Source organism: Klebsiella sp. KTE92 (genome assembly GCF_000398905.1).
Classification (GTDB): Bacteria; Pseudomonadota; Gammaproteobacteria; order Enterobacterales; family Enterobacteriaceae; genus Klebsiella; species Klebsiella variicola.
Map to the genome: position 1 here is coordinate 3,327,708 of NZ_KB976100.1, position 13,480 is coordinate 3,341,187.

At 57.6% G+C, this 13,480-nt stretch carries 15 protein-coding genes and 1 pseudogene; 7 read left to right on the forward strand and 9 right to left on the reverse strand.

Annotation, left to right across the window (positions count from 1 at the left end; all coding sequences use genetic code 11):
• Nucleotides 1-29 precede the first annotated feature (29 nt).
• The 4 genes and pseudogenes from A1WC_RS28320 to A1WC_RS28010 all read right to left on the reverse strand — a co-directional run.
• Nucleotides 30-416, reverse strand: a complete 387-nt coding sequence (locus A1WC_RS28320; RefSeq protein ID WP_016161373.1) for a hypothetical protein — start codon at nucleotides 414-416, stop codon at nucleotides 30-32.
• A 393-nt stretch (nucleotides 417-809) separates the two neighbouring features.
• Complete coding sequence (dadX, locus tag A1WC_RS09805; RefSeq protein WP_012967778.1) at nucleotides 810-1,880, reverse strand: catabolic alanine racemase DadX; 1,071 nt, start codon at nucleotides 1,878-1,880, stop codon at nucleotides 810-812.
• A 9-nt stretch (nucleotides 1,881-1,889) separates the two neighbouring features.
• Entirely contained in the window at nucleotides 1,890-3,188 is a 1,299-nt protein-coding gene (locus A1WC_RS09800; protein WP_008804309.1) for a D-amino acid dehydrogenase, read from the reverse strand.
• A 98-nt stretch (nucleotides 3,189-3,286) separates the two neighbouring features.
• A pseudogene (locus A1WC_RS28010) lies at nucleotides 3,287-3,421 on the reverse strand (hypothetical protein); the annotation flags it as partial.
• Nucleotides 3,422-3,509: 88 nt separating this feature from the next.
• Between A1WC_RS28010 and A1WC_RS09795 the strand changes: the two are divergent.
• Entirely contained in the window at nucleotides 3,510-5,042 is a 1,533-nt protein-coding gene (locus tag A1WC_RS09795; protein WP_004203310.1) for a SpoVR family protein, read from the forward strand.
• Nucleotides 5,043-5,116: 74 nt separating this feature from the next.
• On the opposite strand, the gene fadR is transcribed toward A1WC_RS09795, so the two are convergent.
• The gene (fadR, locus tag A1WC_RS09790; protein ID WP_012541278.1) at nucleotides 5,117-5,836 is read right to left on the reverse strand and encodes a fatty acid metabolism transcriptional regulator FadR; all 720 of its coding nucleotides are present in this window, start codon (nucleotides 5,834-5,836) and stop codon (nucleotides 5,117-5,119) included.
• A gap of 248 nt (nucleotides 5,837-6,084) precedes the next feature.
• On the opposite strand from fadR, the gene nhaB reads away from it, so the two are divergent.
• The 3 genes from nhaB to A1WC_RS09775 all read left to right on the forward strand — a co-directional run bounded on the left by nhaB (nucleotide 6,085) and on the right by A1WC_RS09775 (nucleotide 8,789).
• Nucleotides 6,085-7,635, forward strand: coding sequence for a sodium/proton antiporter NhaB (gene nhaB / locus A1WC_RS09785; RefSeq protein WP_016161374.1), 1,551 nt, complete (start codon nucleotides 6,085-6,087; stop codon nucleotides 7,633-7,635).
• Between the two features lie 128 nt (nucleotides 7,636-7,763).
• Nucleotides 7,764-8,294, forward strand: coding sequence for a disulfide bond formation protein DsbB (dsbB, locus tag A1WC_RS09780; RefSeq protein ID WP_008804305.1), 531 nt, complete (start codon nucleotides 7,764-7,766; stop codon nucleotides 8,292-8,294).
• 150 nt (nucleotides 8,295-8,444) lie between these two features.
• The gene (locus A1WC_RS09775; protein ID WP_012541275.1) at nucleotides 8,445-8,789 is read left to right on the forward strand and encodes a DUF1971 domain-containing protein; all 345 of its coding nucleotides are present in this window, start codon (nucleotides 8,445-8,447) and stop codon (nucleotides 8,787-8,789) included.
• An 8-nt stretch (nucleotides 8,790-8,797) separates the two neighbouring features.
• On the opposite strand, the gene A1WC_RS09770 is transcribed toward A1WC_RS09775, so the two are convergent.
• From A1WC_RS09770 to A1WC_RS09760, 3 genes are all read right to left on the reverse strand, one after another.
• Nucleotides 8,798-9,244, reverse strand: a complete 447-nt coding sequence (locus A1WC_RS09770) for a YcgN family cysteine cluster protein (protein ID WP_008804304.1) — start codon at nucleotides 9,242-9,244, stop codon at nucleotides 8,798-8,800.
• Between the two features lie 94 nt (nucleotides 9,245-9,338).
• Nucleotides 9,339-9,998 (reverse strand): fumarylacetoacetate hydrolase family protein, encoded by a 660-nt coding sequence (locus A1WC_RS09765; RefSeq protein ID WP_016161375.1) that lies wholly within the window; start codon nucleotides 9,996-9,998, stop codon nucleotides 9,339-9,341.
• A gap of 16 nt (nucleotides 9,999-10,014) precedes the next feature.
• The gene (locus A1WC_RS09760; RefSeq protein WP_004203320.1) at nucleotides 10,015-10,296 is read right to left on the reverse strand and encodes a YcgL domain-containing protein; all 282 of its coding nucleotides are present in this window, start codon (nucleotides 10,294-10,296) and stop codon (nucleotides 10,015-10,017) included.
• Between the two features lie 126 nt (nucleotides 10,297-10,422).
• Here A1WC_RS09760 and minC point away from each other — a divergent pair, with 126 nt between their 5' ends.
• From minC to minE, 3 genes are read left to right on the forward strand one after another with little or no spacing between them, the layout of a single operon-like run.
• The gene (minC, locus tag A1WC_RS09755; RefSeq protein WP_008804301.1) at nucleotides 10,423-11,124 is read left to right on the forward strand and encodes a septum site-determining protein MinC; all 702 of its coding nucleotides are present in this window, start codon (nucleotides 10,423-10,425) and stop codon (nucleotides 11,122-11,124) included.
• Nucleotides 11,125-11,147: 23 nt separating this feature from the next.
• Nucleotides 11,148-11,960, forward strand: a complete 813-nt coding sequence (gene minD / locus A1WC_RS09750; protein ID WP_008804300.1) for a septum site-determining protein MinD — start codon at nucleotides 11,148-11,150, stop codon at nucleotides 11,958-11,960.
• A gap of 3 nt (nucleotides 11,961-11,963) precedes the next feature.
• Nucleotides 11,964-12,233 (forward strand): cell division topological specificity factor MinE, encoded by a 270-nt coding sequence (gene minE, locus A1WC_RS09745; protein WP_004103270.1) that lies wholly within the window; start codon nucleotides 11,964-11,966, stop codon nucleotides 12,231-12,233.
• Nucleotides 12,234-12,310: 77 nt separating this feature from the next.
• On the opposite strand, the gene rnd is transcribed toward minE, so the two are convergent.
• Nucleotides 12,311-13,426, reverse strand: a complete 1,116-nt coding sequence (gene rnd / locus A1WC_RS09740; RefSeq protein ID WP_016161376.1) for a ribonuclease D — start codon at nucleotides 13,424-13,426, stop codon at nucleotides 12,311-12,313.
• Nucleotides 13,427-13,480: the final 54 nt, after the last annotated feature.

Sequence of the window (13,480 nt, forward strand, 5' to 3'; positions counted from 1 at the left end):
TGCTAAACCTGCCTAAAAATATAATTAAGCTATGTAAGGTGCATATTTCTCGTGTAATTTTCGGCTTTAGCACCTGCTGCTGCAAAAGCATTTTTGTTGGTGGGTGTACCGGTGCTGTTGTGGGTGTGCAGTGCGGTCTGTACGGCCAGTTGCCGCAGCACATCCAGCGTATCGGTAAGCAGGCTTAACACATTCAAGTCCTCGCTCCCCAGGCGGATGGAGGGCGCGAGTAATTCCTGAGCCGCCGCCACACTGCGCCGTATGCCCTGGATTTTCTCTGTAAGCGAGCCGCCCACCGCCAGATTGTCATTCTGCCCAACACTGGCGGATCTGTCTTTGCCGCAGTGGCTGGCTATGTTGCCGGTTGCCCCAGTGGTGTAATCTCCATCGGCCAGCTGCACCACGGCACCGGCCATGAGTTTAGCTGTACCCAACACGGTTGCTGTGTCGTTCGCTTTAACAACCCTTGTGCGTTCGGTTACAGATCGGTTCTCCTGTTCACTGCTGACCTTACGCTGGCTGCTTGTCTCTTCAATCGCCTAGTCAGTTTCTCTTTGCCACGATCCCGCCTGCGTTACGCGCTGGCTCACCCCGGCGCGCTGCTGTTGAAGCTGTTCACCGGGTTTGATATCAGGCAACACCTAGCCCTCTGGTAATGTCTGACATATTAGTGACTTATCAGGTCTGCCATCGGCAAAACCAATGTCAACCAGCGCCCCTTCCGGCGGGTACAGAAATACCCCCCTTCGGCCCCGGCCATCGGCACTGGCACTGGCAAAGATCGGCGGAGTGATCCGCCCCGGAATAAGTTACAGGGTCACAACCGGCACCCGCGGCGCCAGGGCGCACATCAGCTCATAGCCGACGGTGCCGCTGCTGGCCGCCACGTCGTCGATTTTAATCTCTTTGCCCCACAGCTCGACCGGCGCGCCGATCCCGGCCTGCGGACAAGGCGTTAAATCGACCGCCAGCATATCCATCGATACGCGTCCAACGGTAGTGGTGCGTACGCCATCCACCAGCACCGGCGTGCCGCTCGGCGCCACCCGCGGATAGCCATCGGCATAGCCGCAGGCGACGATGCCGATCCGCTGCTCCTGGCTGGTGCGGTACAGGCCGCCATAGCCAATCGCCTCGCCGGGGCGCAGGTTCTGCACGCCGATGATTTCGCTGCGCAGCGTCATGACCGGCTTCAGCCCGGTGTTCGCGATGTCCTGCCACTGCCCGGAAGGCGACGCGCCATACAGCACGATGCCCGGACGCACCCAGTCAAAATGCGCTTCCGGATGCCAGAGGGTCGCCGCCGAGTTGGCCAGCGAGCGCGGGCAATCCAGCCCCTCCGCCGCCTGTTCGATACGGCGCATCGGCTCGACAATCCCCTGCGGGTTCTCCGCCTCCGCGAAGTGCGACATCAGCGTCATTTCGCCGACGTTGCTTATCGCCCGCAGCTGCTGCCAGACGGTATGCACCCGCTCCGGCATAAAGCCCAGCCGGTTCATACCGCTGTTCACCTTGAGATAGATATCCAGCGGCGCGCGCAGCTTCGCCTGCTGCAGCGCCTTAATCTGCCAGTTGCTGTGGACGCTGGTGGTTAAGCGATATTGATCGAGCACCGCCAGCTCATCGGCATGGAAGAAGCCCTCCAGCAGCAGGATCGGACCTTTCCAGCCCTGCTCGCGCAGCAGGATCGCCTCTTCCAGGTTGAGCAAGGCGAAACCATCCGCCCCGCTTAACGCACTCCATACGCGCGCCACGCCGTGGCCGTAGGCGTTGGCTTTGACCACCGCCCACAGGCGCGACCCAGGGGCCGCGCGACGCACTATCTGTAAATTCTGCCGCAAGGCCAGCAGGTCGATGCTGGCCACTACCGGACGGGTCATGCAAGCTCCTTAGTTGTGTGCGCCATGCAGATGCTGCGGACGCGCCGGGGTGAACCCGGGGCTGTAGCGGGCGACCGCCAGATCGTCGTAAGGGATCGCCGGCGTGCGCCCGGAGATCAGATCGCTGATAAGCTGCCCGGAGCCGCAGGCCATGGTCCAGCCAAGCGTGCCGTGGCCGGTGTTGAGCCACAGATTTTTATACGCCGTGCGGCCGACCACCGGCGTGCCGTCCGGTGTCATCGGCCGCAGGCCGGTCCAGAACGTCGCCTGCTCCACGTGGCCGCCGCGCGGGAACAGATCGCGCACCACCATCTCCAGGGTTTCGCGACGCGGCTGCAGCAGCGCTTTGTTAAAACCGACGATCTCGGCCATGCCGCCGACGCGAATGCGCTGATCGAAGCGGGTAATAGCGATTTTGTATGTTTCATCAAGGATAGTGGAAACCGGCGCGCCGTCCTCCTGGGCAATCGGAATGGTCAATGAGTAGCCTTTCAGGGGATAGACCGGTATATCCACCAGCCCTTTAAGCATCGCCGTTGAGTAGGAGCCGAAGGCCATCACATAGGCATCGCCCTTGATAATCTCATCGCCGCATTTCACCCCGGCAATGCGATCGCCCTCCTGTAGCAGGGCGTCCACTGCGGTGTTGAAGCGGAAAGTGACCCCGGCCTGTTCCGCCATTGCCGCCAGCCGGGTGGTAAACAGCTGGCAGTCGCCGGTTTCATCATTGGGCAGGCGCAGGCCGCCGGTCAGTTTATGGCTGACTTCCGCCAGCGCCGGCTCCACCTCCGCCAGCCGCTTCGCTTCCAGCAGCTGGTACGGCACGCCGGCGTCTTCCAGCACCGCGATGTCGCGGGTGGCATTTTCATACTGTTTGGCGGTCCGGAACAGCTGCAGCGTCCCGCCCTGACGCCCTTCATACTGAATGCCGGTGGTGTCGCGCAGCGCTTTCAGGCAGTCGCGGCTGTACTCCGCCAGGCGCACCATACGGCCTTTGTTCTCCATATAGTGGCGGGTGTCGCAGTTACGCAGCATCTGCCACATCCACTTCAGCTGGAACGACGTGCCGTCAAGACCGATCGCCAGCGGCGCATGGCGCTGAAACATCCATTTGATCGCCTTCAGCGGCACCCCCGGCGCCGCCCAGGGCGCCGCATAGCCGGGAGAAATCTGCCCGGCGTTGGCCGCGCTGGTCTCCTCTGCCGGACCAGGCTGACGGTCGATAACCGTCACCTCATGACCCGCCTGACTCAAATACCACGCGCTGGCTACCCCAACCACCCCACTTCCCAGTATGACGACACGCATAGCGACTCCGTAACAGTTAAAGAACAATCATCTAATTACAAATTGATAACTCAGTTGAAAATATTATTCAACATATGCTTTATTTATGGTGACTTAACTCACAGCAAACCGCACCAGCCCTGCGCTGCGAGATTTACGATCTCATGCTGCGCTTTATTTTTACCCAGCATTAAATTCTGTAAATAAGCGCAAAAAACGGCTTTGAGATGGGGAAATCGCGAAGAAAAGAAATTGTCTGACGATACAGTTTGCCATCCGGTGTTCTATGCTTGTTTAGAGGTTTTCCGTTCAGAGAAAACCAACAACAACGAGGGCGCGCTAATGGCTACGATTGACTCCATGAACAGGGACACCACCCGTTTAAGCGATGGACCCGACTGGACGTTCGAGTTACTGGAGACCTACCTGGCCGAAGTGGACCGGGTCGCCAAGCTCTATCGTCTTGACACCTACCCGCACCAGATCGAAGTCATTACTTCCGAGCAGATGATGGACGCCTACTCCAGCGTCGGCATGCCCATCAACTATCCGCACTGGTCGTTCGGCAAGAAATTCATTGAGACCGAGCAGGCCTATAAGCACGGCCAGCAGGGCCTGGCGTATGAGATAGTCATCAACTCCAACCCCTGTATCGCCTACCTGATGGAAGAAAACACCATCACCATGCAGGCGCTGGTCATGGCGCACGCCTGCTATGGGCACAACTCATTCTTTAAAAATAACTATTTGTTTCGCAGCTGGACCGACGCCAGCTCGATCATCGATTACCTGATCTTCGCCCGCAAATACATTACCGAGTGTGAAGAGCGCTATGGTGTCGACGAAGTGGAGAAACTCCTCGACTCCTGCCACGCGCTGATGAACTACGGCGTCGACCGCTATAAACGTCCGCAAAAAATCTCCTTGCAGGAAGAGAAAGCGCGGCAGAAAAGCCGGGAAGAGTATCTGCAAAGCCAGGTGAATATGCTGTGGCGCACCCTGCCGAAGCGCGAGGAAGAAAAAGCGATTGAGTCCGCCCGTCGCTACCCTTCCGAACCGCAGGAGAACCTGCTGTACTTTATGGAGAAGAACGCCCCGCTGCTCGAATCGTGGCAGCGCGAGATCCTGCGCATCGTGCGTAAAGTCAGCCAGTATTTCTACCCGCAGAAACAGACCCAGGTGATGAACGAGGGGTGGGCCACCTTCTGGCACTACACCATCCTCAACCATCTCTATGATGAAGGGAAAGTGACGGAGCGCTTTATGCTGGAGTTTCTCCATAGTCACACTAACGTGGTGTTCCAGCCGCCGTACAACAGTCCGTGGTATAGCGGGATTAACCCCTACGCGCTGGGCTTCGCCATGTTCCAGGACATCAAGCGCATCTGTCAGTCGCCCACCGAAGAGGACAAGTACTGGTTCCCGGATATCGCCGGTTCTGACTGGCTGGAAACGTTGCATTTCGCGATGCGTGATTTCAAGGACGAGAGCTTTATCAGCCAGTTCCTGTCGCCGAAGATCATGCGCGATTTCCGCTTCTTTACCGTGCTCGACGACGATCACAACAATTATCTCGAGATCTCGGCGATCCACAACGAAGAGGGCTATCGCGAGATCCGCAACAAGCTCTCGGCGCAGTATAACCTCAGCAATCTTGAGCCGAACATCCAGGTGTGGAACGTTGACCTGCGCGGCGACCGCTCGCTAACCTTGCGCTATGTGCCGCACAACCGCGTCCCACTGGACAAAGGCCGGCGCGAAGTGCTGAAACATGTGCATCGTCTGTGGGGATTCGATGTGCTGCTGGAGCAGCAGAACGCCGACGGCAGCATTGAGCTGCTGGACCGCTGCCCGGCGCGCCCGAACGCGCTATAACATTGCGGGACGATGAAAACGACGAAGGGGGCCACTGGCCCCCTTATGTTGTTTATCGATCGCTAATATCCGGCTTAACGCATATTCATGGCTAAATCGCCGGGCAGCGATTTCTGCATCCGATGCCAGATCTCCCCGCTGTCATGGCCGTAGCGACGGACCAGCTCATACACCTGATCGTGCAGACCGCCTTCGCACACCTTCGCCAGCTGATGATAAAAGCCCAGCGCCAGGCTGCGCGCTTCCGGGCTGGAGAAATAGTGGCGGCCGATGCGGGTATACAGCCCCTTCATGCCGTTGAGGATCAGGCCGTAAATCGGGTTGCCGGAGGCAAACGCCAGACCACGGAAAATGTTGTAATCGAGGTCGGCAAAGGCGTCGGCGTGATCTTCCACTTCCCGGGCGCTGTCCAGTACCGCCAGCGCTTTATCCGGATGCTGACGGAACGCGGTGCGAATAAAAATCGTGGAAATATTGGTGCGTACGGAGAGCAGGTTATCAATCAGCTGCGGCACGCTGTCGTGATCGAGGCGCGCCAGCGTTTCGAGAATATTCAGCCCGGAGGTCTCCCAGAAGTTATTCACTTTGGTGGGCTTGCCATGCTGAATGGTCAACCAGCCGTCACGCGCCAGACGCTGCAACACTTCGCGCAGAGTGGTGCGGGTGACACCGATCAGCTCAGAAAGCTCGCGTTCAGCGGGGAGAATCGATCCAGGTGGGAAGCGGTTATTCCAGATGCTCTCAATGATATACTCTTCCGCGAAACCCGCAGGGCTCTGCGCCTTAATGACCATAATAATATTTCCATTACACATTGTTGCAATTGCACTCATCATACCAGAGCCGCTATAGCGCAGATAGCATCGCAAGTGAATTAAAAAGGGATCGCCGTTTCATTTTCCGCTTTTACTTTGCGCTTTTCCTTATCACCCGTCACCGCCGCCGCGGTGCGAAGAAAGTTGCTTCTCATTTTGCTCAACTGATACTCTTGCCAATAGTTACGCACAAAATCATGTACTAATTGACGGGGAAGGATTCTGTCGTGGAAATTTCATATGGCCGCGCGCTGTGGCGCAATTTTCTTGGCCAGTCGCCGGACTGGTACAAGCTGGCATTAATCATTTTCTTAATCGTAAACCCGCTGGTGTTTGCCGTGGCGCCGTTTGTCGCCGGCTGGCTGCTGGTGGTTGAGTTTATCTTTACCCTCGCCATGGCGCTGAAGTGCTATCCGCTGCTGCCGGGCGGCCTGCTGGCCATTGAGGCGCTGCTGATCGGCATGACCAGCCCGGCGCATGTGCGGGAAGAGATCGCCGGCAACCTTGAAGTGCTGCTCCTGCTGATCTTCATGGTCGCGGGCATCTACTTTATGAAACAACTGCTGCTGTTCGTCTTCACGCGCCTGCTGCTGGGGATCCGCAGCAAGATGCTGCTGTCGCTGGCCTTCTGCCTGGCGGCCGCTTTCCTCTCCGCCTTTCTCGATGCGCTTACCGTGGTGGCGGTGGTGATTAGCGTCGCCGTTGGGTTCTACGGCATCTACCACCGCGTCGCTTCAGCTCGCCCTGATGATAACGATCTGCTGGACGACAGCCATATCGAGCAGCACTACCGCGAGGTGCTGGAGCAATTCCGCGGCTTTCTGCGCAGCCTGATGATGCACGCCGGCGTCGGGACCGCCCTCGGCGGAGTCATGACCATGGTTGGCGAACCGCAAAATCTGATTATCGCCAAAGCGGCGGGCTGGCATTTTGGCGAGTTCTTTATCCGCATGGCGCCCGTCACCGTGCCGGTGATGGTGTGTGGGCTGTTGACCTGCCTGCTGGTCGAAAAGTATCGCCTGTTTGGCTACGGCGAACCGCTGCCGCCCACGGTACGGAAGGTGCTGCAGGACTTTGACGACCGCAGCCGCGCCCAGCGCAGCCGTCAGGAGCAGCTGCGGCTGCTGGCCCAGGCGGTGATTGGTGTCTGGCTGATCGTCGCCCTCGCCTTTCATCTGGCCGAAGTCGGGCTCATTGGCCTGTCGGTGATCATCCTCGCCACCACGTTTTCCGGGGTGACCGATGAGCACGCCATTGGCAAGGCGTTCACCGAGGCGCTGCCCTTCACCGCGCTGCTGACGGTGTTCTTTGCCATTGTGGCGGTGATCATCGACCAGCGGCTGTTCACCCCGGTCATTGAATTTGTGCTGCAGGCCTCGCCGCACGCGCAGCTGTCGCTCTTTTACCTGTTTAACGGCCTGCTGTCGTCCATTTCGGATAACGTTTTTGTCGGCACGGTCTACATTAACGAAGCGAAAACCGCCCTCGAACATGGCGTTATCAGCCTGCCGCAGTTTGAGATGCTGGCGGTGGCGATCAATACCGGCACCAACCTGCCGTCGATCGCCACCCCCAACGGCCAGGCGGCATTCCTGTTCCTGCTGACCTCCGCGCTGGCGCCGCTTATCCGACTCTCCTATGGCCGCATGGTATGGATGGCGCTGCCCTACACTCTCGTACTGACGCTGGTCGGCCTGCTGTGCGTCGAGTTCACCTTGATGCCGGTCACCAACTGGCTACTGGCGCACGGCTGGGTGACCACGCCCACGCTGCCCTGACCCGATCCTGGCCCGGATTCATCCGGGCCATTCAATAACCCGTTACGTAATATTTTCTGCCGGGCCGCTGGCGTCGGTTCGGTTTTCGTTTACACTGCCATGATTTAGCATCTTCCAGGGAAATGATTATGTTGCAATATTTAAACCAGTGCTCAAGGGGACGCGGTGCCTGGCTCCTGATGGCATTAACCGCTTTTATTCTCGAACTCGTTGCGCTGTGGTTCCAGCATGTGATGCTGCTGCAGCCGTGTGTGATGTGTATTTACGAACGCTGCGCGCTGTTCGGCATCATGGGCGCGGGGCTGGTCGGCGCCATCGCCCCCAAAACGCCGCTGCGCTATGTCGCCATGGTGATCTGGTTGTACAGCGCAATACGTGGACTGCAGCTGGCGTGGGAGCATACGATGATCCAGCTGCACCCTTCGCCGTTCCAGACCTGTGATTTCGCCGCCCGCTTCCCAACCTGGCTGCCGCTGGATAAATGGCTGCCGCAGGTTTTCGTCGCGTCCGGCGACTGTTCAGTGCGTCAGTGGCAATTCCTGTCGCTGGAGATGCCGCAATGGCTGGTCGGTATTTTTGCTGCCTATCTGCTGGTCGCCATCCTGGTGATCATTGCTCAGCCTTTCAAAGCGAAAAAACGCGATCTGTTTGGCCGCTAAGCCGCTGCGAGTACCGCACACAATGAAACGCCCTGCGGGGCGTTTTTTTATGTCTGCTGCGCATCGTTGCATCGTTTCCTGCCTGTGGTTGACCACAGCCCCTAAAAGGTGCATATTAAATACATCTTTTAAAGCCCCACAGGAGCTCACATGTCATCTTTACTGATCCCCGCAGACTGGAAAGTTAAACGCTCCACCCCGTTCTTTACTAAAGAGAACGTCCCCGCCGCCCTGCTGAGCCATCACAACACCGCGGCCGGCGTCTTCGGTCAGCTGTGCGTCATGGAGGGAACGGTCACCTATTACGGTTTTGCCAATGCGCAGGCGACGGAGCCGGAAAAGAAAGTGGTCATTCATGCCGGACAGTTTGCCACCAGTCCGCCGCAGTACTGGCACCGCGTCGAACTCAGTGACGACGCCCGCTTCAATATTCACTTCTGGGTGGCCGAAGAAACCGACGGTGAAAACGGGCTGTTTCACGCGAAGAAAGCGTGATCCGGCGCTTAACGCGCCCTGTCAGGCAGATTGAGGATATGATCCTGCCAGTCGACGACGGTGGACTCGGGCACCGCAATATGGCGAACAGAGATGCGTTCGCCATGCATCGCCGCTTTTGAGCCGGTCAGCAGCGGATGCCAGGCCGGCAGCGATTTGCCCTCCGCCAGCAGGCGATAGGCGCAGGTCGGCGGCAGCCATTCGAAGGTTGGCAGGTTTTCGCGGGTAAGCTTGATGCAGTCTGGCTCGTACTCGAAGCGACGTTCGTAGTTACGGCACTGGCAGGTTTTGATATTAAGCTGACGGCAGGCGACGTTGGTGAAGTAGATCTCATCGGTGTCTTCATCCATCAGCTTGTGCAGGCAACACTGGCCGCAGCCGTCACACAGCGATTCCCACTCCGCGTCGGTCATTTCATCCAGTGTTTTTTGTTGCCAGAAAGGTTGTTCGCTCATCGGAGTGTCCGTCGTTGCCAGTTAAGGGTGCACCTTATAACCAGTCTGGCACGCCGATGCAAGTTTTGCCGCCCCAAGAGGCGGCAAGCAGCGCTTACAGCACGCGGGTGGTGAGCGACAGGCCGTTGAAGCCAACTTCCAGTTCGTCACCGCTATGCAGCGGCCCCACCCCTTCCGGGGTGCCGGTGAGGATCACATCCCCGGCTTTGAGGGTAAAGAAGCGCGACATATAGGCGATCAGCGGCACAATCTTATGGATCATGTCGGCTGTGGTTCCCTGCTGGCGCACTTCACCGTTAATCTTCAGGCTTAACGGCGTATTCTGCGGGTCGCCGTGGAACTCAGCGGCCGGGATAAAGCCGGAGATCGGGCTGGCGTTATCGAAGCCTTTCGCCTTCTCCCACGGTTGCCCGGCCTTTTTCATCTTAGCCTGCAGGTCGCGCAGGGTGAGATCCAGCGCGACGCCATAGCCGGCGATCCCTTTCTGCACATGCTCTTCCGTCGCCTGACGCAGCGTGCTGCCGATCAGCACCGCCAGCTCGACTTCGTGGTGCACTGAGCCCAGCCCTTCAGGAAGCACCAACGGCTGACGGAGATCGCACAGCGCGGTCTCAGGTTTAATAAACAGCACCGGCTCTTCCGGCGTCGCACTGCCCATTTCCTTGATGTGTTTTGCATAATTACTGCCGACGCAAACCACTTTGCTCACTGGATAATCCAGAAGCGCACCGTGCCAGTTATGATGTTGGTACATTATTTTCCCTCGTGGGTTAATCGGATTGTTTCCCCTGTTCCGCCAGGTGTTTCTTTAGTAGATTTTCAGATGGCGGGGGAAGTTGCAGGTAATAGCCCTGCTCGCTCAACGCCTGTTTCACTTTTTCCAGGTCGGCGTTAACCAGCTTTTTGCGCCCATCCAGCGGCAGCAGCATCGCCATTTGCGGCGTGCCGAAGCCGCGCATTAGCTCGTCAGGAACGCGTGAGAAATCGTCTTTTTTTTCGACGTATAAATAGGTTTGTTCACGTTTAGTACTTCGATAGATCACACAAAACATAGTTTTACTCGGAATTAGACCCGTGGTCACTTGCCTCAATATATGAGTGACTATAACATGCCTTTTAGTCTTCGGAATATCACCGCACTTCTGCGGTTGATAAACAGCAAATTGAGTAAGGCCAGGATGTCAAATACGCCAATCGAACTTAAAGGCAGTAGCTTCACGTTATCTGTCGTTCATTTGCACGATGCAAATCCCGAGGTTATTCGTCAGGCGTTAGAAGACAAAATCGCCCAGGCTCCCGCCTTTTTACGCCATGCGCCGGTGGTGGTGAATATCGCCAGCGTGGAGGAGGAGGTCGAATGGCGCGCCATTAACGAGGCCATCGCCGCGACCGGTTTACGCATTATGGGCGTCAGCGGATGCAAAATCCCGCGCCTGAAAACCGAAATCGATCGCGCCGGGATCCCGTTATTAACCGAAGGGAAAGAGAAAGCCCCTCGTCCGGCACCGTCCGAACCCACCCCTCCGCCGCCGCCAGTTGCTAACCAGATCACAAAAACGCGTTTGATTGATCAGCCGGTACGTTCCGGTCAGCGCATTTATGCGCCACACTGTGATCTTATTGTTACAAATCATGTGAGTGCCGGTGCGGAACTTATCGCTGACGGCAATATCCATGTATATGGCATGATGCGAGGACGCGCGCTGGCAGGCGCCGGTGGCGACAGAGACGCCCAGATATTTTGTACCCACCTTGCGGCGGAGCTGGTCTCCATCGCCGGGGAATATTGGCTGAGCGATAACATCCCGGCCGAATTTTATGGCAAAGCGGCACGCCTGCGTTTAGGTGAAAGCGCTTTGACAGTTCAACCGTTGAATTAATCCCTTTTTAACAAGGAATTTCTATGGCACGCATTATTGTTGTGACTTCGGGTAAAGGGGGCGTTGGCAAGACCACCTCCAGCGCGGCCATCGCTACAGGTTTGGCCCAGAAGGGAAAGAAAACCGTCGTTATCGACTTCGACATCGGCCTGCGTAACCTCGATCTGATTATGGGCTGCGAACGTCGCGTCGTTTATGATTTCGTCAACGTCATCCAGGGCGATGCCACGTTGAACCAGGCGCTGATCAAAGATAAGCGCACGGAAAATCTCTACATTCTCCCGGCCTCTCAGACCCGGGATAAAGACGCCCTGACCCGCGAAGGCGTCGACAAAGTTCTCGAAGAACTGAAGAAAATGGACTTCGATTTCATCGTCTGTGATTCACCGGCAGGTATCGAAACCGGTGCGCTGATGGCGCTCTATTTTGCTGATGAAGCCATCATCACCACCAACCCGGAAGTCTCCTCCGTTCGCGACTCCGACCGTATCCTTGGCATTCTCGCTTCGAAATCCCGTCGTGCGGAAAATGGCGAAGAGCCGATCAAAGAGCATTTACTGCTGACCCGCTACAATCCAGGCCGCGTCAATAAAGGCGATATGCTGAGCATGGAAGACGTGCTGGAAATTCTGCGCATTAATCTGGTGGGCGTGATCCCGGAAGACCAGTCAGTTCTGCGCGCATCCAACCAGGGTGAGCCCGTGATTCTGGATGCCGCGTCGGACGCAGGCAAAGCCTATGCCGATACCGTTGAACGTCTGCTCGGAGAAGAACGCCCTTTCCGCTTCATTGAAGAAGAGAAGAAAGGATTCCTCAAACGCCTGTTCGGAGGATAAATTATGGCTTTACTCGACTTTTTTCTCTCGCGAAAAAAGAACACGGCTAATATTGCGAAAGAACGCCTGCAAATCATCGTCGCCGAGCGTCGCCGCGGCGACGCGGAGCCGCACTACCTGCCGCAGTTGCGCAAAGATATTCTGGAAGTGATCTGTAAATACGTGCAGATCGACCCGGAGATGGTCAGCGTGCAGCTGGAGCAGCGGGATGGTGATATTTCGATTCTTGAGCTGAACGTGACCCTACCCGAAACGGAAGAGTCGAAACCCTGACCTGCTGTTCCATCCCGAAAAAAAACCGGCTACGCCCTGCGCTGCCGGTTTTTTAATGGCCTGAACCAGACCGCCCGCTAGCGCGGATAGTCGTTTAACAGCGACTTCAGCCGCCCGGCCATCAGTTCGCCACGCCAGCCGGAAATCAGCTCAGGCTCACCGGCTTGCGTTTTCAACTGCCAGTGCCAGTTCAGCAACTGGTTGATCTGCCGACGCGAGGCCAGCAGTTCCGCGCTCACGCCCTTATCGGCGCTCACTTCCTGCACCAGCGCTTTAATATCTTTAAAGGCTTTACGGTAACCCGGCATGTCAATGAGGTTCTGCAGCGGCGCCGGCAGGGCCGACTCCGGCAGCGCCTGGGCTTTCTCGACCAGGCTAATCAACGTTTTGCCGTGGAAGCGAATTTCACTGCCGGACAACCCGAGGCTGTCGAGCTCGCCGAGGCTGGTGGGCATATAGCGCGCCACGCTCCACAGATGCTCTTCCCGCACCACAAAGTTCACCGCCAGGTCGCGCTCACGCGCTTTGCGCAGACGCCACTCTGCCAGCAGCTGCAGGCAGCCCAGCTGGCGGGTACGCAGCTGCCAGGCGTTGCCGATGTCGCGCCAGGCCTCGGCCGGGTCAACCACCTCCTGACGACGCTGCTGCATCAGACGACATTCGTCCAGCGCCGCCGATAGCCAGCCTGCGCGGTCGGTCTCCGCCATTAATTGGCTGGCGATCGGCAACAGGTACCAGACGTCAGCTGCGGCGTATTCACACTGACGCTCGGTCAGCGGGCGCGCCAGCCAGTCGGTGCGGGATTCACTTTTATCCAGCGCCACTCCGGAATACTCTTCCACCATGGAGGCAAAGCCCCAGGACATCGGGCGGCCGCAGAACGCCGCCAGGATCTGGGTGTCGATCAGCGGCTGCGGCATCAGGCTGAACGCGTTGAGGAAGACTTCTAAATCCTCGCTACCGGCATGCAGATATTTAGTCACATCCTGGTTGAGCAGCAGCTCACGCATCGGCGCCCAGTTGCTAATCGTCAAGGGATCGATCAGAGAGACCTGGGTGCCGTCGAACAGCTGCAGCAGGCCCAGCTGCGGATAGTAGGTACGGGTACGGACAAATTCCGTATCCAGAGCGACGGCGGAGGCCGCGCTTGCCGCTTCGCAGACAGCGCGCAGGCCATCGTCGGTGGTGATCATCTGATAGTTCAAAGCATACTCTCTTAACTTGCGCCCATAAAAAACGCCGGCGTA

Excerpts from the sequence above, each read along its gene's own strand:
- A1WC_RS28320 (WP_016161373.1), bottom strand. The coding sequence starts at position 416 with ATGGCCGGTGCCGTGGTGCAGCTGGCCGATGGAGATTACACCACTGGG.
- dadX (WP_012967778.1), bottom strand. The coding sequence starts at position 1,880 with ATGACCCGTCCGGTAGTGGCCAGCATCGACCTGCTGGCCTTGCGGCAG.
- A1WC_RS09800 (WP_008804309.1), bottom strand. The coding sequence starts at position 3,188 with ATGCGTGTCGTCATACTGGGAAGTGGGGTGGTTGGGGTAGCCAGCGCG.
- A1WC_RS09795 (WP_004203310.1), top strand. The coding sequence starts at position 3,510 with ATGGCTACGATTGACTCCATGAACAGGGACACCACCCGTTTAAGCGAT.
- fadR (WP_012541278.1), bottom strand. The coding sequence starts at position 5,836 with ATGGTCATTAAGGCGCAGAGCCCTGCGGGTTTCGCGGAAGAGTATATC.
- dsbB (WP_008804305.1), top strand. The coding sequence starts at position 7,764 with ATGTTGCAATATTTAAACCAGTGCTCAAGGGGACGCGGTGCCTGGCTC.
- A1WC_RS09775 (WP_012541275.1), top strand. The coding sequence starts at position 8,445 with ATGTCATCTTTACTGATCCCCGCAGACTGGAAAGTTAAACGCTCCACC.
- A1WC_RS09770 (WP_008804304.1), bottom strand. The coding sequence starts at position 9,244 with ATGAGCGAACAACCTTTCTGGCAACAAAAAACACTGGATGAAATGACC.
- A1WC_RS09765 (WP_016161375.1), bottom strand. The coding sequence starts at position 9,998 with ATGTACCAACATCATAACTGGCACGGTGCGCTTCTGGATTATCCAGTG.
- A1WC_RS09760 (WP_004203320.1), bottom strand. The coding sequence starts at position 10,296 with ATGTTTTGTGTGATCTATCGAAGTACTAAACGTGAACAAACCTATTTA.
- minC (WP_008804301.1), top strand. The coding sequence starts at position 10,423 with ATGTCAAATACGCCAATCGAACTTAAAGGCAGTAGCTTCACGTTATCT.
- minD (WP_008804300.1), top strand. The coding sequence starts at position 11,148 with ATGGCACGCATTATTGTTGTGACTTCGGGTAAAGGGGGCGTTGGCAAG.
- minE (WP_004103270.1), top strand. The coding sequence starts at position 11,964 with ATGGCTTTACTCGACTTTTTTCTCTCGCGAAAAAAGAACACGGCTAAT.
- rnd (WP_016161376.1), bottom strand. The coding sequence starts at position 13,426 with ATGATCACCACCGACGATGGCCTGCGCGCTGTCTGCGAAGCGGCAAGC.